This window comes from Streptomyces sp. NPDC044061 (assembly GCF_056434305.1).
In genome coordinates this window covers 42,831-65,354 of sequence record NZ_JBWKFL010000031.1, presented here as the reverse complement: position 1 = coordinate 65,354, position 22,524 = coordinate 42,831, and the positions used below count along the sequence as shown (strand labels likewise).

Annotated in this window: 21 protein-coding genes; 10 read left to right on the top strand and 11 right to left on the bottom strand. The window is 69.8% G+C overall.

Annotated features, from left to right (window positions below):
* Positions 1–277 precede the first annotated feature (277 nt).
* The gene (locus tag AC07CM_RS36825) at positions 278–808 is read right to left on the bottom strand and encodes a GNAT family N-acetyltransferase (RefSeq protein ID WP_478880848.1); all 531 of its coding nucleotides are present in this window, start codon (positions 806–808) and stop codon (positions 278–280) included.
* Positions 809–1,084: 276 nt separating this feature from the next.
* On the bottom strand, positions 1,085–1,291 hold the full coding sequence (locus tag AC07CM_RS36820; RefSeq protein ID WP_031174240.1) for a cold-shock protein: 207 nt from the start codon (positions 1,289–1,291) through the stop codon (positions 1,085–1,087).
* 1,305 nt (positions 1,292–2,596) lie between these two features.
* Between AC07CM_RS36820 and AC07CM_RS36815 the strand changes: the two genes are divergently transcribed.
* Positions 2,597–5,515, top strand: coding sequence for a SpoIIE family protein phosphatase (locus AC07CM_RS36815; RefSeq protein ID WP_478880847.1), 2,919 nt, complete (start codon positions 2,597–2,599; stop codon positions 5,513–5,515).
* A 45-nt stretch (positions 5,516–5,560) separates the two neighbouring features.
* Complete coding sequence (locus tag AC07CM_RS36810) at positions 5,561–6,019, top strand: type II toxin-antitoxin system Phd/YefM family antitoxin (protein ID WP_478880846.1); 459 nt, start codon at positions 5,561–5,563, stop codon at positions 6,017–6,019.
* Between the two features lie 446 nt (positions 6,020–6,465).
* Here the strand turns inward: AC07CM_RS36810 and AC07CM_RS36805 are convergent, their stop codons facing one another.
* The 6 genes from AC07CM_RS36805 to AC07CM_RS36780 all read right to left on the bottom strand — a co-directional run bounded on the left by AC07CM_RS36805 (position 6,466) and on the right by AC07CM_RS36780 (position 13,130).
* Positions 6,466–7,689, bottom strand: a complete 1,224-nt coding sequence (locus AC07CM_RS36805) for an esterase/lipase family protein (protein ID WP_478880845.1) — start codon at positions 7,687–7,689, stop codon at positions 6,466–6,468.
* 412 nt (positions 7,690–8,101) lie between these two features.
* Positions 8,102–8,386: a hypothetical protein gene (locus AC07CM_RS36800; protein WP_478880844.1), complete on the bottom strand. Its 285-nt coding sequence runs from the start codon at positions 8,384–8,386 to the stop codon at positions 8,102–8,104.
* A 657-nt stretch (positions 8,387–9,043) separates the two neighbouring features.
* Positions 9,044–9,460 carry a DUF6233 domain-containing protein gene (locus AC07CM_RS36795; RefSeq protein ID WP_478880843.1) on the bottom strand — a complete coding sequence of 139 codons (417 nt, stop codon included), beginning with the start codon at positions 9,458–9,460 and terminating at the stop codon, positions 9,044–9,046.
* A gap of 38 nt (positions 9,461–9,498) precedes the next feature.
* Positions 9,499–9,702: a hypothetical protein gene (locus AC07CM_RS36790; protein ID WP_478880842.1), complete on the bottom strand. Its 204-nt coding sequence runs from the start codon at positions 9,700–9,702 to the stop codon at positions 9,499–9,501.
* Between the two features lie 188 nt (positions 9,703–9,890).
* Positions 9,891–11,351, bottom strand: coding sequence for an FG-GAP-like repeat-containing protein (locus AC07CM_RS36785; protein ID WP_478880841.1), 1,461 nt, complete (start codon positions 11,349–11,351; stop codon positions 9,891–9,893).
* A gap of 510 nt (positions 11,352–11,861) precedes the next feature.
* Positions 11,862–13,130, bottom strand: a complete 1,269-nt coding sequence (locus AC07CM_RS36780; RefSeq protein WP_478880840.1) for an MFS transporter — start codon at positions 13,128–13,130, stop codon at positions 11,862–11,864.
* A 134-nt stretch (positions 13,131–13,264) separates the two neighbouring features.
* Here AC07CM_RS36780 and AC07CM_RS36775 point away from each other — a divergent pair, with 134 nt between their 5' ends.
* Positions 13,265–14,200 carry a LysR family transcriptional regulator gene (locus AC07CM_RS36775; RefSeq protein WP_478880839.1) on the top strand — a complete coding sequence of 312 codons (936 nt, stop codon included), beginning with the start codon at positions 13,265–13,267 and terminating at the stop codon, positions 14,198–14,200.
* 90 nt (positions 14,201–14,290) lie between these two features.
* Here AC07CM_RS36775 and AC07CM_RS36770 read toward each other — a convergent pair whose 3' ends face one another.
* Entirely contained in the window at positions 14,291–14,725 is a 435-nt protein-coding gene (locus AC07CM_RS36770) for a contact-dependent growth inhibition system immunity protein (protein WP_478880838.1), read from the bottom strand.
* 181 nt (positions 14,726–14,906) lie between these two features.
* On the opposite strand from AC07CM_RS36770, the gene AC07CM_RS36765 reads away from it, so the two are divergent.
* From AC07CM_RS36765 to AC07CM_RS36750, 4 genes are all read left to right on the top strand, one after another.
* Positions 14,907–15,443 (top strand): cysteine hydrolase family protein, encoded by a 537-nt coding sequence (locus tag AC07CM_RS36765; RefSeq protein WP_478880837.1) that lies wholly within the window; start codon positions 14,907–14,909, stop codon positions 15,441–15,443.
* 143 nt (positions 15,444–15,586) lie between these two features.
* Positions 15,587–15,811 (top strand): hypothetical protein, encoded by a 225-nt coding sequence (locus tag AC07CM_RS36760; protein WP_103778748.1) that lies wholly within the window; start codon positions 15,587–15,589, stop codon positions 15,809–15,811.
* A 364-nt stretch (positions 15,812–16,175) separates the two neighbouring features.
* A complete protein-coding gene (locus AC07CM_RS36755; RefSeq protein ID WP_478880836.1) occupies positions 16,176–17,048 on the top strand; it encodes an LLM class F420-dependent oxidoreductase in 873 nt (290 codons plus the stop codon).
* Positions 17,049–17,131: 83 nt separating this feature from the next.
* Entirely contained in the window at positions 17,132–18,220 is a 1,089-nt protein-coding gene (locus AC07CM_RS36750) for a MerR family transcriptional regulator (protein WP_478880892.1), read from the top strand.
* Between the two features lie 191 nt (positions 18,221–18,411).
* Here AC07CM_RS36750 and AC07CM_RS36745 read toward each other — a convergent pair whose 3' ends face one another.
* Both AC07CM_RS36745 and AC07CM_RS36740 read right to left on the bottom strand, forming a co-directional pair.
* Entirely contained in the window at positions 18,412–19,542 is a 1,131-nt protein-coding gene (locus tag AC07CM_RS36745) for a hypothetical protein (protein ID WP_478880835.1), read from the bottom strand.
* 337 nt (positions 19,543–19,879) lie between these two features.
* Positions 19,880–20,743, bottom strand: coding sequence for a LysR family transcriptional regulator (locus AC07CM_RS36740; protein WP_478880834.1), 864 nt, complete (start codon positions 20,741–20,743; stop codon positions 19,880–19,882).
* 54 nt (positions 20,744–20,797) lie between these two features.
* Here AC07CM_RS36740 and AC07CM_RS36735 point away from each other — a divergent pair, with 54 nt between their 5' ends.
* The 3 genes from AC07CM_RS36735 (at position 20,798) to AC07CM_RS36725 (ending at position 22,387) form a co-directional block, all read left to right on the top strand.
* Complete coding sequence (locus AC07CM_RS36735; protein ID WP_478880833.1) at positions 20,798–21,400, top strand: nuclear transport factor 2 family protein; 603 nt, start codon at positions 20,798–20,800, stop codon at positions 21,398–21,400.
* Positions 21,401–21,409: 9 nt separating this feature from the next.
* Positions 21,410–21,832 (top strand): VOC family protein, encoded by a 423-nt coding sequence (locus AC07CM_RS36730; RefSeq protein WP_478880832.1) that lies wholly within the window; start codon positions 21,410–21,412, stop codon positions 21,830–21,832.
* 81 nt (positions 21,833–21,913) lie between these two features.
* Positions 21,914–22,387 (top strand): cupin domain-containing protein, encoded by a 474-nt coding sequence (locus AC07CM_RS36725; RefSeq protein ID WP_478880831.1) that lies wholly within the window; start codon positions 21,914–21,916, stop codon positions 22,385–22,387.
* The last annotated feature ends 137 nt before the right edge of the window (positions 22,388–22,524 follow it).

The following is a 22,524-nucleotide window of genomic DNA, read 5'->3' as shown; positions in this document are numbered from 1 at the left end:
CTCCATCTGCCCCGGGCCCGACACGAAGACAAGCGGGTCCTTGAACCATGGGATGGCTTCCTCCGGCACCGCATCGCCCGGGTGACGCCGAAGGCCGCGATCGATGAGGGACGTCAGTTGGTCGGGCAGAGCGAGTCCACGGACTGTCGAAGGCGCCCTGGCAGCACAGCTTCGCAGGCCGGATGACTGCGCCGTGGAGGCCTGACACCACCAAGAGAAGGGGCCTGGCACCGCATCCTCGTCGTGCAGGATGATCAGCGGTGGCCGCTCCTGCCTGTCAGGCAACCCCACCAGTAACATCGCGGTCTACGGCTGGAGTACCAAGTCGGCGCTCGAACCAGCTGCCTGGCTTACCGCCGAGGTCGGCCGGGTCAGCTGGTCCGACCAGGACGAACCCGGCTTTGATCAGCACCTTCCGGGACGCGGCATTCCCGTGCGCGGTGGCCGCCCGCAGTGTGCGCAGCCCGTGCCGCGACGCCGCCAGCCGGCACAGCTCCCGAACGGTCGAGGTTGCCACCCCACGGCCGGCGACGTGCTGCGCGACCCGGTACCCGAGCTGCGCAGTGCGGTCCTCGATGTCGACCAGGTTGAACCTGCCGAGTACCGAGCCGTCCTCGGCGACGAGCAGGTAGAACACGCAGATGCCGGCCTCCTGCTCAGCCAGCAAGGCGTTGTACCGGTCGTTGAACCGGTCGAAGAAGTCGTCGCCGCGGTCGGAGACCGAGGCAGCGAAGTAGGTGCGGTTCGCCAGCTCGAAGGTCAGGACCGCCGGGGCAAGATCAGCATGCAGCCGTTTCAGCTCGGGCACCGTCCGACTCTACCCAGCTGGCACGCTGGGGCCACCTGAGTTTCTGCCGGCGGCAGGCAGCCTCGAGACCAGGGCGCCCAACGATCTACGACTGGAGTACCAGCTGTCGGTGGTTCGTGGTGGAAGGCACAGCCGCATGTCGTGGACCTTGACCGAGCCGATGCTGATCCTGGCCGTGGAGAGCCCCGCTTTGCCCACCGGGACCGCGAAGAGACATGGCCACCGACACGCGTGGCCCCCCGAGAGGGCTCGGGGGGCCACGCGTAGAGCGTCGGTTCAGGCGACGACCGTGATGTTCTCCGCCTGCGGGCCCTTCTGGCCCTGCGTGACGTCGAACGTCACGGCCTGGCCTTCCTGCAGCTCACGAAAGCCGGAAGAGTTGATGTTGGAGTAGTGCGCGAAGACATCCGGGCCCCCGCCGTCCTGCTGAATGAAACCGAAGCCCTTCTCGGCGTTGAACCACTTCACGGTCCCGCTGGCCATGCATCTGCCTCTCGGTCGAACCGGGTCCGCACCGTGCAGACCCGCAGTGATCGCCCTGGTCACGCCCGTACAACGAAACGCCCGCACCTGGCGGTGCGGGCAGGAACGGCGGACCACGACAACCACCGTGACGCTACACGGCGCATTCGATCAATGCCAGAGAGAAACAGACTCTCATGCCCACGCCTCCCTGAACCACGTGATCCCGCGGCCTCTCGAGGCGCCGGACGTGAGGACGCCGGGTCGGCACAGCCATCGCGCATCTGGCCTGGTGCCCGAAAGGGACAGCCCCCTAGGTTCTCCTGATCCCTGGTCAGCCCGAGCCACACCGGGCAGCTTGCCTTCCCGCTGAGCGCGTGGTTCACGGACGTGTGGGCACTGGACACCGAACTCGACATGCCACAGATGGTTCGCGTCAAGGCGATCACCGCCCACGCGGCCCACATCAAGACGGCAGTGCCGGCGACGAAAGATCCGCGCCCCGAGCCGGACAGCTTCGAGGTGATCGTCACCGGCGACGTTCCACCGGCTCCGCCCCACCTTGATCGCCGGACGCGCCCACCCCTGGCTGCAGCACCCCCGGCGGCCGCCCTCGCGCTGTGCTGGTCGGCCTCACCGCAGGCAGGCCCCCCGGAAGCTGACAGCGCGCTCTGCAGCCCTCCCCGCACATGACACAACTCCGGAGAGGAAGAGGTGTGGAATGACCGTGCAGGCATGAGGGCAATGTCAACTCCCCCGGCTCCTTGCCATCGTGAACGCAACTCGCGTCGGTTCGTGCGGACGGTACGAGGTTGGATCTGCGGGGAGTTGAGCATGTGTCAGTCGACAGCGGCATCCGGTGCTTGAAAACAAGCGGGTCAGCGGCCGACCTGTCGCGCCGTGCCGCACCACTGGCCCGGCGAATGGCGCCACGTTTGACCGCGAGCGCGCTCCCACGACCACCCCATCGGCGTGAATGCCTCTGCCCTTCTTTTGCAATGTCCTGAGCGCTTCGCTGACAGAATCTCAGTGGTAACGGAGAGCGAGCTGGCGCCACATACGGTTGTACCGTTGCGAAAAATCACCAGGCCAGCTTGAATCGCCTAAATTTGTTCGTATCGGGATGGATCTGACGGATGCAGATCGCTGCGATCCACACCCGATCACATGCAGCCCAGCGAGTAGCCGAGCGGTGAGCGGAGGCGACAGTCGGCCGTGGTGAATACCAGAGGCAGCGATGCGAACGGCATCGGCTCGTCCATACCCCGCGCTCCCCGTCCGCTTCACCAGCCGAACAGCCTGCGGACCATACGTAGCGCGCGGCCCGTGGAGCGACACCGCATGCGGATGCGGCTGCTCGACGCCGTGGACGAGGACCGGCGCGATGTCGAGGTGCTGCTGACCGCGCTCCAGCAGGCAGTGGCCGAGGTGCACGGCCTGGGCGGCATGGTGCATCTCCCGGGCGGGGGCATGAGCGGCATCCTCTACCTGGTCGCCGACAGTGGCCTGCCGGAGTCGATGACCCGGCCCTGGCTGATCATCCCGGCACGGGGCACGGCGCCGCCCAGCAAGGCCGCCCGCGACGACACCATCACCTGGCAGCCCGAGCTCACCCCACCCGACCCGGTGCCCGGCCGGGACCCCGCCGCCCTGTGGCCTTCCCGGCTTCCCGCCGGCATCGGCCACCTCGCCGTCCCCGTTCCGGGCGGTGGCCGACGGCGCGGCGCGCTCTCCGTCCTCTTCGCCCCAGGCGACGAGCCCGCCGCGCCGGAGTGTGCGTTTCTGAATGAGGTCGCTGCCTGGATGTCCGGAAGGCTCAGGTCCTCCGGGATCCTCAATCCGTCCCCCACCCTGCTGCGCGCCCTGGAGAACGAGCCAGGAACGCGGGAGGCCCCCCTGTGGGACCTGGGTGGGGTACCCACCGTCACGTACACCTGGGACCTGTGCACCGGCGAGCTGACCGCCGACCGGCCGGTCGAGGAGGTGCTGACCGGCGTCGATCCGAAGGTGATGAGCGGCGGCATCGAGGCGTGGGCGGCCCTGATCCACCCGGACGACCTGCCGGGGGCGGTCGCCGGCTTCGACACGGGCATCCAGCTGCGCGGCGGCTTCCAGAACGAGTACCGGATCCGGCGCCAGGACGGCGCGTACCTCTGGGTCGAGGCCTGTGCCCGAACGGTCACGGACGAGGAGGGGACGCCGCTCAAGGTGATCGGCACCCTCAGGGACAGCAGCGAGACGCACGCCGCCGCCGAGTCCGTGGGACGGGCGCTGCAGCACATGAGCGACGGCTTCGTCTCCCTGGACACCGACTGGCGCATCGGATTTCTCAACCAGGCCGCCGAACGGCTCTTCGGCGCCGCAGGGGATGTGGCCGGAGCCCTGCTCTGGAACATTCCCGCGGTACGTGGCATACCGGGGCTGGAGGAACGGTGCCGGGCCACGGCGACCGAGGGCCAGCCGACCGGATTCGACGTACCGGGGCCGGACGGGACGTCCTGGTACCACCTGCGGCTGGTGCCGGTACCGGAAGGCCTCACGCTCTACATCACCGACACCACCGAGCGGCATCTGCGGGAGGTCGAGCGTGCCGCCTCGGAGCGGGCAGCCGTGGAGCGGGCAGCCCTGGTGCAGCAGGTCACGCGGGAGCTGGCCGAGGCTGTCACCGCGCAGGATGTGATGGCGGCGGTGGCCGACGGCGTGATGACACCCCTCGGGGCCACCGGACTCATCATGCTCGGCGTGGTCGACGACCGGCTGACCGTGGTCGGCTCCCGGGGATATTCGGAACGCTTCACCCGACTGCTGGACGGCAAGTGGACCGTGGGCGACGCCACGCACCCGGTGGGGGACGCCCTACGCACCCGTACTCCCCTCTGCATCTCCTCCCCGGAGGAGATCCTGAAGCACTACCCGGGGACCGAGATCCTGGTCCGGGCAGACGACAAGCAGGCGTGGGCCTTCCTGCCACTGGCTGTATCCGGGCGCGGGATCGGCGCGGCGGTGATCGCCTTCGGCCAACGGCGAGTACTGGACGATGACGAACGCACGCTGCTGACCGCGCTCAGCGGACTGATCGCACAGGCGTTGGAACGGGCCGGACTCTACGACGATGCGACGACCCGGGCCCGCACCCTCCAGCGCAGCCTGCTGCCGCAGGCACTGCCCAAGCTGCCCGAGGTGACCACGGCGGCGCGCTACCAGCCGGCCAAACAGGGAGCCGACGTCGGCGGCGACTGGTACGACGTGATCCCGCTCTCCGCGGCCCGGGTGGCGCTCGTGATCGGCGACGTCATGGGCCACGGCATGGCCGAAGCCGCCACCATGGGCGGGCTCCGTACGGCGGTCCGCACCCTCTCGGAGCTGGAGCTGCCGCCCGACGAGATCCTCGGCCACCTCAACGACATCGTCGGCGAGCTGGGCACCGATGCCTTCGCAACCTGCCTGTACGGCATCTACGACCCGGTGACCCAGCGGTTGTCATACGCAAGCGCCGGCCAGCCGCCCCCGGCCGTCGCCCACCCCGACGGCACCGTCACCTTCCTGTCCATGGCCCCGGACCCTCCACTCGGAGTGGCCGCTCCACCCTTCGAAACCCTCGAGACCCTGCTGCCCGCCGACAGCCTGCTCGCTCTCTACAGCGACGGCCTCGTCGAGAGCAAGGACCGGGATGTCACCACCGGCATGAGCCACCTCGCCGAGCTCCTCTCGCAGTCCATGAAGACCATGCCGACCTCGCCGGCGGACGCGTGCGATCTGGACGCCCTCTGCGCCACCCTCACCTCCGCCCTCCTCCCCGCCCACGGCGCGCTGATCGACGACGCCGCCCTGCTGCTGGCGCGCACCCACCCGCTGGACGCGGAGAACGTCGCCGAGTGGCCGCTGCCGGAGGACCCGGTCGCGGCGGGCCAGGCCCGCGACCTGGTCCGCGCCCAGCTCACCGACTGGGACCTGGCCGATGAGGACCTGCTCATGACCACCGAACTCCTGGTCAGCGAGCTGGTCGGAAACGTCGTCCGGCATGCCTGCGGGCCCATCCGGTTGCGCATGCTCCGCAGCCGCGCACTGATCTGCGAGGTCTCCGACGCCAGCCTGACCACACCGCACATCCGCCACACCTCCGCCACCGACGAGGGCGGCCGCGGCCTGCAGCTCATCTCCGCCCTCTGCCAGCGCTGGGGCACCCGCCACACCACCACCGGCAAATCCATCTGGACCGAACAGCCCCTGCCCATGCACGGCTAGGAGCTCTCCTACGGATCAACGACGTCGCGGGTAGTGTCGGTGCGTATGGACGTGGAACTGGTAGAAGGCGCACCCGAGTTCGGGCGCCTGATCGCCCAGGTCGAGGAGACCGGTGAGCGCGTCCGGCTCACCGCGGACGGCGAGCCGGCGAAAGTGCTGCTTCCAGCGGCCGAGATGGCAGCACTGGAATACTGGGCCGCACGTCACGCCAAGGGCGCGCGGCCAGAGGACGAGCCGGCCGACGAGTGCCCGCCGGGGCCGACGGCATACGGGCCTTACATCGGCTACAGCCATCCGCACGGCGGAATGACGATCACTCGCGGCCGGGAGGTCGTAGCCGAGCTGCGCGAGGCCGAAACGCTGGCATGGCTGGAGGACCAGGCGATGCACGGGCGTCAGGGGTACATGGGGCCGAAGCAGTCGGCGGCGTTCGCCGAGTTCCTCGCCCGTCAGGCACCGGTCGGCGACGAGCACGGAACGACAAACGGATCGCGCGGCACTTGAGGAGCGATCCCGCGGGCATGGTGCGGCCGGTTGGGCAGTGATGGCAACGACTCAGCGGCGCGGGAAGGGCGTTGAGCACAGCACGTGCGCCGACATTCCCGCGGGCGCGCGCGCAGAAGAGTGCGTGGCGGCTTCGCCTTGGGCTGCTCCATACCTCAAGTGGGGCCCGGCGTGCTTACGGTCCGCCTTGACATATCCGTGGTGCGGCTGCCGCCATGAGTGCCCGGCGTAGGGCGCGTCGGCAGTGCTTTCCCTTCAGGCCGCTCTCAGCGACTGCCGGGGCGGCTGCGCGTTGTGGTGGTTGCTGTACAGCAACCACCGGTGGATGCTTGTGAACTGCCGGTTCAGCAGCCCATGTACCGCGCCGGCGATGACCCGCGGAAACTCCAGCCAGCTAGTTCTCGCGGGTCGACGCCGCTTCCCGGACCGCCGAGGCGGTCCAGGGGTCAGTCAGGCAGCCGGTCCAGCAGCCAGGTGCACAGTTCCTCTGTGATGGCGGTGTGGCCGGTGTTGGTGGAGGAACAGATGAAGTCGTCGACGTCACTCTCGCCGGGGTCGAGGTCGTCGATGTTGACGTAGAGGTCCTTCTGCTGGTCGATGTCGCGGATGGAGACCGCGCTCACCGACGGGACGAAGCAGACGTGCTCGTGGTTCAGGGCGACCTGAGCGCCGAACTTCTTGAGCATGTCGGCGAGGATCCCGTACGACCGCAGGGTGCCGCCCGGCGCCCCGTCGGTCTCGGGGAAGCCGCTGGTGGTGATGGTCTTCTCGGCCTTGGGGAAGCGCCGCTTCAGCTCGGCGACGACGACGTCACGGCCCTGGGCCTGGGTGGAGAAGGTGGTGCCGGGGTAGATCCCCTGGACGCTGAGGGCGGTGTCGCCGGGCCTGATGTCCAGGCCGGTGCCGTCACCGCGGCCGTTGGCGATGGCCAGAATGCGCGGGATGCGCGGCCACGAGCCGACCTGTTCCAGCTTCTGCAGGAATTCCTTCCGTTCGGGGGCGACACCGATCTCGCCGGTCTTGGGGTCGTAGTGCCGCCAGAGCATCTGCCGGGCCGCGGGACTGTTCATCTGCCGGGCGAAGTCGTTGGCGACCGGGATGAAGTGCGCGAACGCCTGGAGCCCGACGGGGACGACACCGCCGCGGTGCGGGCTGTCGTAGGAGAAGTAGAGCCGGGTGCGGTGGTCCATGCGCTGCATCTCGAGCCTGGCGAGCGCATAGCGGGTGATCATGCCACCCATGCTGAACCCGCCCACCGTCAGCCCCGCGCCGCCCAACTGCTCGGCGAGCGTCCGCTGGATCGCGGCCGTCGCGGCCTGGGCGTTGTCCAGGATCGAGGCCGTGCGCTCCTCGAAGCCGAGCAGGATCACGTCCCGGCCGCGCCGGCGCAGCTCGCTGATCAGCGGGTAGCCGCCGTCGGCTCCGTTCAGGCCCTGGTAGAGCCACCTCAGGTCGCTGCGGCCGAGGTTGAAGCCGTCGGCCATGATCACCGGCCGCACGATGCCCTGGTTGCGCTCACCGTAGTAGACGTGGGCGAAGCCGTTCGGCAGCTGCCACTGGTCGTCGGGCTCGGGGACCTCTACCGTGCTCTTCGGCGAGGTGGCGATCGGATCGCCGATGGTGAACTCGCCGACCTGCTGCTCGGCCGTCTCTTCGGACTGTGGGGACACGGGGTTGCTCCTCGTGAAGGTGGGGGGTACGCCAGGGCGGCCGACAGCACGCGGGTCTGCCGGAGCGCGGACGGCGTGGGGACATTCTGATGATCACCAGGCGCGGTTGCCCTCACTCTGGAGCAGACGTGGATTCACTCGTTCGTGGGCGTGCCGGACGGTCGATGAAGCGGCTGGTCAGCAACCGTGTACGGCAAAACCGACGTGTGACATGCAGTGCAGCTGCCCGCTTGGTCCCCAACGGGGGGTGGTACGCCAACTAGGCACTGCCGCAGAGGCGTTCGTCGTCTTCGCCGGCAAGGTCTTCCGCTATCCGCGCAGACAAGCGGAATGCCTGGCGGAGCACGCTCGCTACGGCGGGTGCATCAACCGATCAGGCGCGTGCGCGTCTCACTCCCGGGCGTCCGGGCGGTCAGGCAGGCTTTGTCTCCCTCACCAGTGGGGGCAGCTCGCCCGGCACTGTCCAGCACTCCGGCCCACCACCCTGGCGCGGCCAGACCTCCGGCCCCCCGCCGTGCCACTCGATGAGGTCCGATTCGACCACGTCCAGCTCATCCCCGCCCACCAGCCCGGCCTGTCGCAGGAACAGCATCAGCTCGTGCAACGAATACGCCGTGCCCAGAATCTCGTCGCCGAGGCACACGCGGCGGCCCCCAGATCCACAGGGTGCCTCCACGCTTGCGTAACGCTCGACCATGGGCTCAGCTTCTCACCAGCCAAGCTCCCATCGCATGTCCGAGGGTGATCGTGGTGGCCTCAGACCGGGTGCTTCGGCGTGGCGGTGCGGGCGCTGAATGTCCAGACGGCTGCCCTGCCGTTGGCGGTCGGGGACGACTGTCACTGATGGTTGTCACAGGTGGTTACCGATGGCACACGGGACTCGTCAGGCGAGGCTTGAAGGACTTCGACTCGAAGCCGGGCCAGCGTGGTGCGACGGTAGGCGCATGGGTTTGTGGATGTCGTGGACGCTGGAAGGCATAGGAAGCGCCGGCCAGTCAGTGGCTGATGTCGCGGCGGCAGTCGAGGCCCTGGACGGCTCTGTGAAACGGTCCCGGCGGGCCTTCGGCTCCGATGAGCTGGCATGGAAGCACCTGGTGGATGCGGCAGATCACGTGCGGGCTCGCATACTCGATGAGGGGCGTGAAGCCTTGGAGCTCGGTCGGCCATGGTCGCTGGCTTTCGGCGGTGTGGACATCGAGCTCGTCCCACGAGGTCGCCCGGCCACGTAGGTCGACGTACAGAGCGGCTGTGGCCTGAGCTGCTTCGGGGCGAGCGATCACTGCCCCCTACGGTTGCCCGCGGATCAGGCGGACTTGTGGGCCTGCCCGTCAGTGATCGATGGGCGGCCGGGGGCTCATGCCAGGTCCATGCCCAGTTCGGTGTCCGGTCGGCAGAACGTGCACGGCTGGATGTTCGGGTCAGTGAGCGCCGCCCGCGCCTCGTCGGCCCTGATGGGGTGTGGGGTGCCCTCGATCATGGTGCAGTCGGCGAGGTGGATGAAGGCGGGCTCGGGTCCGGCCGGTGTCCGCTTCTGCTGGACGACGTAGCCGGACCGTGCGGACGGCGGGGTGAAGCCGGGCAGCGAACCGCCACCTTTCACCCTGCGTCTCGACCGCTGTCGCCTGGGCCGTTCGGCCTCGGCGAGGGCGGCGAGTACGGCGTCCCGCTGGAGCCGGAGGTAGATGGCGAGGGTCTCGTTCTCGGCGAGCCGTTCCTCGAGGTACGCCAGGATCGCCCGCAGCCGACGCGGGTCAGGCGGCAGCAGGGACATGGCGCACACCATCCCCGCACGAGACGAGGCCGCTCACCTCAGCTCCCTCCTCCCCGCCGCGGCGCGAACAGCGACGACCGGGCAGCGGTGTCGCGCCCCTCCCAGTACGGGTGGAACAGCACCTCCGACGACAAGTGGATCAGCCGGCGTCGCAGTGCCGTGCCCGGACGTACGGCGAGCTGCCGGTAGGTCGCGTGCCAAGACTCCTGGGCCTGGGCGAGGTCGTCGGGAATCGATCGCATGACTGAATTCAATCATGTGTTCGATTTTTGGCGCGAGACGCGCCCCGCGATGCAAGACGCTCGGGCGGCGACGGCGGCGACGGTGAGATCCGCATGGCCGTCGCCGCCCAGGTTCTGCCGCACGGCCTACCCGGGGTGTCGCCACGGTTCGCGGCAGGGCGGTCGCCGAAGACGGGATCCGGCGGCCGTCACTGGCTGCTGAGGTACCTGCCGTACGCGAGTGCGCTCGACGGGGAGGGCAGGCCCAGCTTGGCGGGTGTGAAGGCGGAGGCGCCGTTGACGCTCGCCCGGGGCAGCAGCCACACGCCGCCCGAGCCGGCGTTCTCACCCGGGGAGCCGACCGCCACGTCCGCCCCTCCGTCGTGGTTGTAGTCGCCCGTGGCGACGGCCGCACCGAAGGCGTCGGCGGCCTCCGCGACCCCCGGCACGCGCGGAGTGTCCTGCTGGTACCCGACGGAGTGGCCTTCGCCCCACGCGTCGACGAGGCCGGTCGGGCCGCCGAAGAGAAGGGTCGCGGCGCCCGCGTCCGCGCGAGTGCCGATCGCCTCGCCGGGGGCGCCGGCGATCAGGTCGTCGCGGCCGTCGTGGTCGATGTCGGCGACGGCGAGGGCGGCGCCGAAGTGGTCACCGGTCTCCGCGACGCCCGCCACGCCGACCGTGTCCTGGTTGAGGGTCTGCTGACGGGACCCGAAGGCGCCGGGTGCGGCGTCGCCGTAGTGGACGTGGATGCCTCCGCCCTTGGCCAGCTCCTCCGGACCGCACGGGTCGTCGATGTTCTCGTCGGCGATCTCCCGGCACTCGCCGAAGGCCAGGTCGTCGTGGCCGTCGCCGTCGAAGTCACCCGCGGCGAGGGCGGAGACGCCGGCGTTGTCGGTGTTCCAGGTGTTCACCATGGCCTGCTCGGCCGCGTCCCAGGCCCACAGGCGTACGTGCGACTGTGTGAACGGGGTCTTCGTCCAGTACCCGACCGCCAGGTCGGCGGTGCCGTCCCCGGTGAAATCGCCGGTGGCGAGGACGGGGGCGTGGCCGCCCATCGGAGCGGCGACAACGGTGGTGACCATGCTGTCTTCGCCCTGGGCGACTCGAGCGACGACCTTGTCCTTGCCGCCGATCACGATCTCCTTGTTGCCGTCGCCGGTCACATCGGCCGCGGCGACCGACAGCCCGTACTCCGCCGACGCCGACGGTCCGTCGAGGACGACGGACCCCGAGCCTGGCGCGCTCTTGCCGCCGCCCACCGCGAGGACCATGCCCACGTCCTTGCCGCGGCCGGTGATGTCCTCGCCCGGGGCGCCGACGAGGAGCTCCGCGCCGCTGTTGCCGTTCAGGTCCACCAGCGCCACGGAGGCACCGAAGCGGTCGCCCACCTCGGGGGTGCCGGGCACCTCGGGGGTCGACTGGCTGATACGGATGCTGCCATGGGCGCCGATGCCCTTCGGCCCGCCCCAGACGATGTTGACGTAGCCGGCCTTCGCCTTGCCGCCGACGGCACCGTCGGGCACACCGACGGCGAGGTCCGCGTATCCGTCGCCGTTGAAGTCGCCGGCTGTCTGCGCGGGAACGACGGCCGAGGCCGGCAGGGTCAGCCCGGCGGTAGCCGCAGCGACGACGGTGGCGGCTGTGGCGTACGTCCGTATCCGTGTGCGCACGGGGGCTCCAAGGTGTTCGAGGTGCTCGAGGTGTCCGAGGTGTGGAGTTCACCTGTGGGACACCCGTAGGGCGCCGAGGGTTGTGCTGGTACGGGACGGTGCGCGCCCGGCGCCGATACGAGCCGGCAGGGGCGGCAGGGGCGGCGTGCCCCTCGCAAGCGACCGGATCCGTGGCCGGCCTAGGAAGCGTGCGCCTTTCTGGACTCGCGCTGACTCGCGGATCGCCACAAGGGCGGGCCGCCCGATGGCCAGTCAGCACCCGGGGCGTGGTGGCCGGTCCAGCCTGCGCGTAGTCGCTCAGTCGCGTAGCGAATCGCGTGAGCGAGGCCGACGGCGCCCGTGACGTCTGTAACCGCCAGAAGGCCGCACGTGTGAGAGGCGCGTGGCCTTGCGCCGTAGGTGCCTCACAGCTGTCTGGGGGCCGTTGCGGCACATCGGGCACGTGAGCCAACGATTTCGCTTCGCCGAAGGGCGGCGCAGTCCGATCGCGGTGACGGCCGAGGTGGGCCGTCAGGCACGGTCCGGTTCCGGCTCCGGCTCGGCGAGGGGCGCTGTGGTGCGGCGCGGGAGCAACAGCGGGGTCGCCAGCAGGAGCACGCCGGCTAGGCCGATGGCCGTACGCGGGCCGAGCAGGCTGCCCAGCACGCCCCACACGGCAGTCAGGAGCGCGGTCGAGGTCTTGGTCGTCACCGCCCACGCGGTCAGCGTGCGGGCGACCCGGTCGGTCGCGGTGCGTTCGAGGCGGTACGTGGTGTAGACGGGGTTGAAGACCCCGCAGCAGAAGATGAGCCCGAGTTCGACGCCCATCACCAACAGCAGCCCTCCGGTGCCCGGTCCCAGGAAGGCCAGGCCGACGGGCCAGAGCGCGCGCAGCGCCCCGGTCACGACCAGGACCTGGTGTTGCCCGAACCGGGTGACGAGCGGCCGGGCCAGCCGCGATCCGAGCAGCCCGCCGATCGAGGGCGCGGCGAAGGCGAGGCCGTACTGCCAGGGTGCGAACCCGAGGCGGCCGAGCATCAGGACGGCCAGCAGCGGTTCGGCGGCCATCACCAGGCCGTTGAACAAGGCGGTGTTGAAGAACAGCGGACGCAGCGTCGCGTCGGCGAGGATGTAGCGCCAGCCATCGAGCAGGTCCCCTGCCCGCATGCGTGCGGCCTCCCGGCGCTCGGGCCGCGGCTCATGTCCGCCCGTCGCGCGGATGCCCAGGGCCGAGAGCAGGTAACTGACCGCGTCGGCCACGACCGTCGCCACCGGGCCGAGGAGCCCGATCGCGGCGCCCCCCAGCGGCGGTCCGACGATCGTGGTCGTCCAGGCCGTGGACTCGAACCGGGCGTTGGCGACGAGCAGGTCCTCGGCCGGCAGCAGCGTCTTCAGGTACGCGCCGGAGGCGGCGCGGAAGGTGATGTCGGCCGCCGCGACGACGACCGAGACCAGCAGGAGCTGAAGAAAGGTGAGCACGCCGAACGCGAATGCGGTGGGGATCGTCAGCAGCGCAGCGAACCGCACCAGGTCCATCACGACCAGCACCGGCCGCTTGCGGCGGAACTCCACCCACGGGCCGAGCGGCACCGCCACGGCAGCGCCCACCGCGACCCCCACGGAGGAGAGCGCGGCGACCTCCGCCGGTCCGGCGTGCAGCACCCGGATGGCGATCAGAGGGAACGCGCCGAAGGCGAGCCAGGTGCCGAGCGCGCTGGTGGCATACGCTCCCCAGAGCCACCCGAAGGGCCGCCCCAGCCGATGCCCGAGCAGCTGTCCCAGCCGGTGCCCGCTCCTCATGCTCCAAGCTCCTCGCCACTCCACCCGCACAACCGATCCGCGATCGGAAGCATCAAAGCGAGCACCATCCCCGGGGATCAAACAACCGCCGGACCGTCAGCCACAACCAACCGTTGTGGCCATAGGGTGTCGGCATGGACCTCGAGACCGTCCGGACCTTCGTCGCCGCCGCCGACGCGGGACAGTTCCAGGAGGCCGCCGCCGAACTGGCGGTCACCCAGCAAGCCGTCTCCAAACGCGTCGCCGCGCTGGAGCGCAACCTCGGCGTGCGGCTGTTCACCCGCACCGCGCGCGGTGCCGAGCTCACCATCGACGGGCAGGCCTTCCTGCCCCACGCACGCGAGCTCCTGCGCATCGCCGAGCGCGCGGTCGCCTCCGTGCGCACCGGCCGCCGTCCGCTGCGCATCGACGTGATCGCCTCGCGCGGCGCGGCTACGGGCGTGATGCGGAGCTTCCACCGCGCGCACCCCGAGATCGAGCTCGACGTGGTGATGCTGTTCGACATCGAGACGGCCGTCGCCGCCATCCGGTCCGGTGCGATCGACGCGTCCTTCCGCGCCGTCGCCGCGCCCGGCCGGCCCCTGCCCGAGGACATCGAGGCCGTCCGGGTGCTCGACGAGCCGCTCCAACTCCTCACCGGCCCCGCCCACGCGCTGGCGGGCACCCGGTCGGTGACCGTCGCTCAGCTCGCCGGGCACCGGATCTGGATGCCCGGCATCGTTCCCGGTACCGAGTGGGCCGCCTACTACGACGACCTCATCGCCGAGTTCGGCCTCACCATCGAGGCGACCGGCCCCAACTTCGGCTCCGACGCACTCCTCGACACCATCGCCGACACCCCGGCCCTGGCCACCTTCATGGGCGCGCAGAGCCGCCTCGTCTGGCCCGCCGGCCACGGCCTGCGCCGCATCCCGGTGACCGACCCGACGCCCGTCTACCCGCACTCGCTCCTCTGGCACCGCGACAACCCCCACCCAGCGCTGGCCACCCTCCGCGGCCACCTCGCCGCCACAACGGCCGACCACGACGACGCCGGGACCTGGGCACCGAGTTGGGTGATTCCACGCTGAACGCCACCGCTTCACGCGGTGACCGTCACCGGATCTCCTGCTGCCGACGCTGAAGACGCGAACAAGGCACTGAACCGCGGCCCATCGTCGCTAGACCCGATCTGCGAAACCACCGAAGTGTTCGACAAACCTGCTGAGTTCCTCAGCAGCGCCGCGCGGCAGGCCGGCAACTGCCGCCTCCGGCAGGGTCTCGACTACGGCTCGCAGCTGCACGGCGAGGTCCGGCAGCAGGGCCCAGGCCGATGCCGGGGCTCCGACGGCAGCGAGCAGCAGGTCCCCTTCGTAGAAGTATGAGTCCAGCATGGGCTCTGTCAGGAGCAAGCGGGCTGCCAGAGGGAGGACGTACGGCAGGGCCACCCGCTGGGTGGTCAGCGTACGCAGATCCGCGGGGCGGAGTTCTTTCAACGGCTCCCTCCGCAGCTCATGGACTTTCCTGACCAGATGAGTCGCGTCGGCGGGTGGAGCCGACCAGCGAGGCGGGTCCAACTCGTCGAGGGTGCGCTCAAGGTGTAGCAGGCGGTCCATAAGGTTCATTCTCCGTCTCGGGCAGCAGCCATCGGGCCGCACGCCGCAAACCGCGCCTCCAGCCAACCGAGCCCTCGTGTGACGACGCAGGCCATCGTATGCGCCCTGAGGCGGCTGTGGCGGGCAGCCCGCACGGGTGACGGTGCGAACCGTGCCATCGGAAAGGTGGAACGCTGACCGTATGAGCAAGACCGCGCTGATCGTCATCGACATGATCAACACCTACGATCACAAGGACGCTGAGCTGCTGCTCCCCTCGGCGCGGCACGTCGTACCGGTACTGACCGATCTGCTGCGCCGTGCACGGCGCCACGGAGCACCGGTCATCTACGTCAATGACAATTTCGGAGAGTGGCGCTCGCACCATGGCGAGCTGCTGGAGCACGCTCTGACGGGTCCCCATGCCGACCTCGTCGAGCCACTGCGACCCGACGCCGACTCCCTCTTCGTACTCAAGGCCCGGCACTCCATCTTCTACGAGACACCCCTGACGTACCTGCTCCAGCAACACGAAATCCAGCAACTGGTGCTGTGTGGCCAGGTGACCGAGCAATGCGTGCTCTACTCCGCCCTCGACGCCCACATCCGCCACCTCGAAGTGATCATCCCCCGTGACGCCGTGGCACACATCCACGAAGACCTCGCCGAGGCGGCACTGCGCATGATGGAGAGGAACATGGGTGCACGCGTGTGCGTGAGTCAGGAACTCTGGACATGACTCCGGCACCTGGTGATGGGCCGTCACCCCCCCAGAGGGAGGTGTCTGTCGGCCTCGCCGGGAGGTCGTGCTCCTGCTCGTGACCGGGTACGAGGCGACGGCTGCGGATCCGTCCCGGCCGCACCGTCTCCTAAACTCACCGGATGAACAACTACACCTGCACCCACTGCGGCACCGTCGGCCTGATGGAGGGCTTCATCGAGGACGCCGGCGAGCACTCGCGCGGGTACGCGCGCTGGATCGAGGGCGCGTTGGAGCGGGGGATCTTCGGCGGTGCCAAGCGGCTGGGCCGACCCCGGCGGCAGATAGAGGCGTACCGCTGCCCCAAGTGCGGGCACCTCGAACTGTTCGCCACCGGCGAGGTGTAGTCGGTTCTCGCGGTCCTGTACGCCCGTCTTGTCCTGCCCCGGTGCGCAGACCCCCCGGCGCGCATGAAAAGCAGGTCCCCGGGCCGTACGCCACTCGCTCCCGCCCTCCCGTTCCTGCGGTAGCGGGACGGCATGGGCACGTACCTCCGATCGGGCCGAGAAGCGGGGTCGGCACCCTCGTGCCCGGCACGTCGCACGGGCACGCCCACAGCCCGCTGCTACGGTCGGACCGCTCTCTCGGTCCCGCTGGTTCGTATGCCGTCAGGGCCGGCAGAGGCGCCACAGGACGCGGACGGGGCGATCACCTCCCCGTGGCCCCCGATCACGTGGCGGCCGGCACGGTACGGGTGTCAGGAGGCTGCGTATGCAGGTGGCACTGCATGCCCTGGGCATCGGGAACGGTGCCCGCCCGGAGATCGTCCGGGCGGTCGCGCAGGCCGCGGAGGCGCACGGATTCGCTCGGCTCTGGGCGGGCGAGCATGTGGTGCTGGTCGACGCGCCGCTCTCCCGGTACCCCTACTCCGAGGACGGCCGCATCGCCGTTCCGCCCGACGCCGACTGGCTCGACCCGCTGCTCGCGCTGAGCTTCGCGGCGGCGGTAACCGGGAGGATCGGGCTGGCCACGGGCGTGCTGCTGCTCCCGGAGCATCATCCCGTCGTGGTGGCCAAGAAGGCGGCGACGCTGGACGTGCTGTCGGCCGGACGACTCACTCTCGGGATCGGCATCGGCTGGTCGGCCGAGGAGTTCGCCGCGCTCGGTGTCCCGTTCGCGGCGCGTGGCCGACGGACGGAGGAGTACCTCACCGCGATGCGCACGGTGTGGCGGGAGGACGTGGCCACGTTCGAGGGTGACTTCGCCCGCTTCCGGGACATCCGGGTCAACCCCAAACCGGTGCGGGATCGGCGGATCCCGGTTGTGATGGGCGGCAACAGCGACGCGGCCCTGCGCCGGGCCGCGACGATCTCGGACGGCTGGTACGGCTTCAACCTCTCCGCGGCGCAGGCCCTGGAACGAGTCTCTGTTCTCGCCGGGTACTGCGCTGAAGGGCACCGGCCCTTCGGTGAACTGACCGCGGCGGTCGCCCTGACCGATGGCTCCCCCGCCCTCCTGCCCGAGCTGGCACGAGCCGGGATCACCGAACTGGTGATCGTCGGCGCACCGCCTGCGACGCCGGACGAGGCCGAGTCCTGGGTCGCAGATCTCGCCCGCCGGTGGGTCACGGTCAGCCACGCGTAGTACTCCGGAGTGCAGCGCTTGACCCTCACGTGGCGTGATGCCGCATTGTCGGTGGCGTGGAGGAGCACCTGACCGTGGGACGTGTGGCCGAGCTGGCCGGTGTGAGCGTCCGCACGCTGCATCACTATGACGAGATCGGCCTCGTGCAGCCGTCTGCGCGGACCGCGGCCGGATACCGGGCCTACTCGGCGGGCGACGTGGAGCGTCTGCGGGAGGTGCTCGCATACCGGCGGCTGGGCTTCGGATTGCGCGAGATCGCGGATCTGGTTGACGACCCGACCACCGACGCGGTCGCGCACCTTCGCCGGTTGCGCGGCCTGCTGCTGGAACAGCGTGACCGCGCTGCTGCCATGGTGACGGCCATAGACAGGGAACTGGAGGCACGGGCAATGGGGATCAGGACGACGCCGGCGGAGCAACTGAAAGTGTTCGGCGCGCAGTTGTACGAAGCCATCGGCTCCGCTTACCCGGCGACGCGGCGCACCGAGCCGCGGATCGCCTCGAGGGTCTGGGATGCGCTCGGGGACGCACGGACGGTGCTGAACGTCGGGGCCGGCACTGGCTCCTACGAGCCCTCCGATCGTGAGGTGACCGCGGTGGAACCGTCGGCGGTCATGCGGGCGCTGCGTCCCGCGGGCGCGGCGCCGTGCGTGGCCGCCGATGCGGAGAGCCTTCCGTTCGAGGATCAGTCCTTCGACGCCGCGATGGCCTTCAGCACCGTTCATCACTGGCAGGACCCGATCGCAGGGCTGCGTGAGATGCGGCGGGTGGCCCGGCGCGTGGTGGTGTTTACGCACGACGCCAGTGACGCCGGCTGGCGTCAGCGGTTCTGGCTCACCCGTGACTACCTGCCTGAGGTCGCCGGCCTGGTCGCCGGTCGGCCCTCAGTGGACCAGCTGGCCCGCGCGATCGGCGCCCGCATGGAGCCGGTGCTCATCCCGTGGGACTGCGCTGACGGCTTCTTCGAGGCCTACTGGCGCCGGCCCGAGGCCTACCTGGACGTGCATGTGCGCCGCGCGGTATCGGTGTGGACCAGAGTCGGTCCGGAGGCCGAGCAGCGGGCAGTGAACGGCCTCCGCGATGACCTTTCCTCAGGCCTGTGGGCCGAGCGCAACCGCGACCTCGCCGCCCTCGACGCGGCAGAGCTGGGCCTCCGCCTGCTCATAGCCTGAACCATCGTGCACGAGAAGGCCGCAGAGGAGCTGACCTGAAGGGTGCTTGCGGGCGGCCGGGTTCGGCGAGGTGACCTGCGTCCCGCCAGAGGTTTCCGACATCGAAGTCCGTGAGTTCGGTGCCGGTTTCCTTGCCGATCCCCCACTGCAGGTGCTGCGCTGCCGCGCCTGACCACCCGCCGGAGTGGTCGTCAGGCTCCCACTGTCCGGCTTGTGTCGCGGCGCTCGGTCAGCCGCAAGGCAGCAAGGGCCGCGGCTCCCGCCATGACGCCGAAGGTGAGGGCGGCCGGGACGCCGTCGCCGAGCTTGGAGAACAGGTACACCGGCCCCCACACGCTGCCCGTGTCGTCGATCGCCATGTGCAGAACTTGACTCGCCAGCAGTCCCAGCACGGTGGCGCAGACCGCGCCCAGCGCCATCGCCGGAAAAGTGGTTCGGGTCAGAAGGCTGGGCAGCAGCCGCAGCGCCCACCACACCACCGCCAGCATGACCGCGTCGGCCGCCCGGTACAGCAGCCAGTGGCCCAGCGGCGTGGTCGTCGGGCCCGTCCAGGCGCCGAGCAGCAGCCATTCGCGCAGCAGGTCGCCGGGCTCGGACAGCAGTCCACTGCCGCCAAAGGAGGTCTGGATCCAGGCCGCCACCGATTCGTACGAGAGGACCACCAGAGACAGCGCGATCACGGCGGTCCCGGCGCTCGCGGCCAGGCGGGCGGCACTCGGCGGCACGCTGTGCCGGGGCAGCGGTTCCTCGCCCTTGGCCGTGACACGCGCCACGAGCACCGTGATCAGGGCGGTCGGCAGCGCGGCGAACACCATGACGGGTCCGCTCGATGCGATCACTCCCGCCAGCTGCGGAAGGATCCGGTAACTGCCGTGCCCACGGGATGCGAGCAGCCACGGCGCGGATACCGTCACAGCCAGCGTTCCTGCCACCGGTCCCCAGGCCCACAGTGCGAGCAGCGTGGCCGACGTGCGGCCCTGCGTCGGCGGGATCCGGCGGATGAGGAGCAGCGCGCCGGCCAGGAAGAACACGAAGACCGCCACGAACCTGATCTGCATCGCGGTGCTGTACAGGTCGGCGTACTGGGTGCCTGCGCTCAGTGCCGTGTCCCCGCCCGCAGGTCCGTCGGACAGCAGTGCCGCCGGGGGGTCGTACGACCAAGGTGCGAGCCATCGCCGGAGTTCACCTGCGGACTGAACGTCGAACACGCTGGTAGTGCCGCGCAGTTGCAGTACCTGATCGCTCGCCCCCGCCCACCACAGCAGCAGCGTGATCAGCAGGCCACCGGCCAGTGCCGGTATCACCGCGCGCCGATATGTCATGTGCCTTCCCCCGCCGTGTTCCTGGATCCATGAGCGTTTCGATCAGCGGAAGAGTAGAGCTCGTTGATCGTTGTGTCCTGAGTACGGGTACTCAGGACACGCGCGCCGCACGATGGCCGTAGGACGGCGGCGAGCATGAGTGCCGCCCGCCTCACCGTACCCGTGGGTGCCTGAGCGGGGCGATCCTGGCTTGCCTGCAAGGAGGCCACCGCGGTCATGGATCCGCCGGCCGTTGGAGATGCGAGACGGGAAACGGGCTCAGCACAAGCCTGCCGTACAGCCATCACGGCTTGATCACCAATGGTGCACACGCCGATGGGGGACATCCGAGTCGTTGTCACGCCGTGGTGCGGTTCAGGTCGTGGGCGGCCTGGGCGAAAGCGCGGACGCGTGCGGTTGCGCCCTCGGAGCGCCAGACGAGGCCCCAGCTCAGGAGCGGAGCGCCGTGGAGCGGGACGTAGACGACGTCTGGGCGCGGGTGATAGCGCCTGGCATGGGCGCCGACGGGCAGCACGGCCCGTCCGGCGCCCACGAGCGTCAGAGCCTCCTGGAATGTGGCGGCAGACGGGCCGCCGGCGTCGACGTCCATCGGGGTACTGGCGGCCGGGGGCTGCAGGTGGATCAGCTGCGTTCCGGTGAGGTCCTCGGCGGCCACGGCTGTCCGGCGTGCCAGCCGGTGTCCGGCCGGGACGGCGAGCATCTGCTGCTCCGTCACCAGGGCAGGTCCGGCGGTGAGGCCGGGCTCCTCCACCGGCAGGGCGGCCAACAGGATCTCCACCTCTCCCCCGTGCAGCCATGGCACGCCGTCGCCCGGTGACACCTCGCGGACGCGGACCTCGCAGTCGGGATGGCGGCGCTCGAACAACTCCGCTGCGCTTGACAGTAGTTGCCCGCCTGCCGCGTCCACGAAGCCGACGCTCAGGGTGCCGGTGACTCCTCGGCCGGAGGTGACCGCTTGCTGGAAGGCGGCCTCGATCCGGTTCCAAGCGGGCCGAATGTCGTCGTACATCTGATGGCCGATGGCGGTCAGCTCCACCTGACGACTCGTGCGCCGGAACAGGGGCGAGCCGACGCGTCGCTCGAGCTTGGCGATCGTCTGGCTGATCCGCGAGGTCGAAACGCGCATCCGCTCGGCGGTCCGGCCGAAATGCAGTTCCTCGGCGAGCGTCAGGAAAGCCACGATCTCGTGCCGCTCAAGCATGACCGTCCTCCCCGATCGTTGAGCCTGGCTTCACGATCGTTGCACACATCCGCGTTGATCGTTCTTACGGTCTACACGAAGGTGGAGATGACCGAACAGCCCGAACAGCCCGAACAGCCCGAACAGCCCGATCTGCACGGAGGGAATCGTATGTACGTCACCCGGGATCACGCCCTGTCCGCCCCGCCCGCCGACATCGACGCCGTCGTCCAGGAACTGCGCGACCGGACCGAGATCGCCGACGCGCTGGGGCGCTTCGCCCTCGGCCAGGACCTGAAGGACAAGGACCTGTTCGCTTCGTCCTTCGCCCTCGACGCCGAACTGGACTTTCGGCCCGCGGCCGCCAGGTGGGGCGCCACGCCGCCGCTGATGAGGGGCCGGGACACCATCGTCACCACGATCCTCGGCATGTTCGCCGACCGGGTGGACACCACCCATCAGGTCACCAACATCCGTATCACCATCGACGGCGACACCGCTCACCTCACCGCGCTCGTGGAGGCGCAGCACCTGCTGGCCTCGGATGGCACGCATGCCCTGCTGAAGAACCTCTACGACGTCCAGTTGGTGCGGGAGGGTGGGCGTTGGGTCATGCGCCGCGTGCGTATCGACAACGCGTGGTACACCGGCGACCCTGCCGCAGTCTTCGCAGGGTGAGGACCGGACGTGACACCTGAATCCCTCCCCACTGTCGGTGCACAGACGCGGATCCGGATCGCCCGGCCGTCCCGCGGCCTCGCCGACGCCGAACGCTTCTACGTAAACGGACTCGGCCTGAAGGTGCTGTGGCGTACGACCGAACGCGTGCCGGGCGAGCATGACCTGCTCATGGTCGGACCGCCCGGCGCCACCTGGCACTTCGAGTTCACGCACGACCCACTGCGGCCGCTGGAACCGACCCCCACCGTCGACGACCTCTTCGTCCTCTACCTCGACGCGCCCGTCGACAGCGACCTGGTGGACCGCCTGCTCGCCGCCGGGGGCACCCTCGTAGCCGCGCACAACCCCTACTGGGACGAGCACGGCGTGACCGTCACGGACCCCGACGGCTATCGCCTGGTGTTGTGCACACGCGCATGGAACGCCTGAGAAGCGGGGCCTGGGGCGGCGGTCCTGCGCATGCCCGTCTGCGGCTCCGGCGGCACCCATCAACCCCTTCCAAGGAGAACGATGATGCCTTCCCAAGCTCCTTCCGCCCTACTGGTGCGTGCCGCACAGGCCGAGACCCCCGCCGACGGGCCCACCAGCCTGATCACCCTCCTGGCCGACGCCGATGCCACACGCGGGGCGCTCACCGCGAACCGCGCAACGCTGCGGGCGGGTTCACCCGGCACGCCCGCGCACTTTCACACCCGCGCCAGCGAGTTGCTGTTCGTCCTCAGCGGCTCGCTGCGGGCCTTGGCCGCAGATCAGGTGCACACCCTGGGCACAGGTGACTTCCTCCTGATCCCGCCCCGCCTGACGCACGCCTTCGCGTCCTCTGCGGGACGGGACGCCGACGTCCTCGTGCTGTTCACCCCCGGCCTTCCCGGACTCGACTACTACCGGCTGCTGGAACGCGTCGCGAGGGGCGAAGCCACGGTGCAGGAGATCCGCGATTCCTCCGACCGCTACGACAACCACTACTGCGAGAGCCCCGCATGACACGAAGCACTCGAGGCCCACTGAACAGTTGCCGACGAGGTCCCGCCGATCGGCTACGGCGAACGAACATGTCGTGGTGCGTCGTGCTCGGGGCTGGAGCCGGCCCCGAGGACCACTGGTGCAGCGGTGAGGACGCC

Excerpts from the sequence above, each read along its gene's own strand:
- AC07CM_RS36790 (WP_478880842.1), bottom strand. The coding sequence starts at position 9,702 with ATGCGATCGATTCCCGACGACCTCGCCCAGGCCCAGGAGTCTTGGCAC.
- AC07CM_RS36820 (WP_031174240.1), bottom strand. The coding sequence starts at position 1,291 with ATGGCCAGCGGGACCGTGAAGTGGTTCAACGCCGAGAAGGGCTTCGGT.
- AC07CM_RS36795 (WP_478880843.1), bottom strand. The coding sequence starts at position 9,460 with ATGTCCCTGCTGCCGCCTGACCCGCGTCGGCTGCGGGCGATCCTGGCG.
- AC07CM_RS36760 (WP_103778748.1), top strand. The coding sequence starts at position 15,587 with ATGAACAACTACACCTGCACCCACTGCGGCACCGTCGGCCTGATGGAG.
- AC07CM_RS36740 (WP_478880834.1), bottom strand. The coding sequence starts at position 20,743 with ATGCTTGAGCGGCACGAGATCGTGGCTTTCCTGACGCTCGCCGAGGAA.
- AC07CM_RS36810 (WP_478880846.1), top strand. The coding sequence starts at position 5,561 with ATGGACGTGGAACTGGTAGAAGGCGCACCCGAGTTCGGGCGCCTGATC.
- AC07CM_RS36765 (WP_478880837.1), top strand. The coding sequence starts at position 14,907 with ATGAGCAAGACCGCGCTGATCGTCATCGACATGATCAACACCTACGAT.
- AC07CM_RS36775 (WP_478880839.1), top strand. The coding sequence starts at position 13,265 with ATGGACCTCGAGACCGTCCGGACCTTCGTCGCCGCCGCCGACGCGGGA.
- AC07CM_RS36770 (WP_478880838.1), bottom strand. The coding sequence starts at position 14,725 with ATGGACCGCCTGCTACACCTTGAGCGCACCCTCGACGAGTTGGACCCG.
- AC07CM_RS36755 (WP_478880836.1), top strand. The coding sequence starts at position 16,176 with ATGCAGGTGGCACTGCATGCCCTGGGCATCGGGAACGGTGCCCGCCCG.
- AC07CM_RS36745 (WP_478880835.1), bottom strand. The coding sequence starts at position 19,542 with ATGACATATCGGCGCGCGGTGATACCGGCACTGGCCGGTGGCCTGCTG.
- AC07CM_RS36725 (WP_478880831.1), top strand. The coding sequence starts at position 21,914 with ATGATGCCTTCCCAAGCTCCTTCCGCCCTACTGGTGCGTGCCGCACAG.
- AC07CM_RS36780 (WP_478880840.1), bottom strand. The coding sequence starts at position 13,130 with ATGAGGAGCGGGCACCGGCTGGGACAGCTGCTCGGGCATCGGCTGGGG.
- AC07CM_RS36800 (WP_478880844.1), bottom strand. The coding sequence starts at position 8,386 with ATGGTCGAGCGTTACGCAAGCGTGGAGGCACCCTGTGGATCTGGGGGC.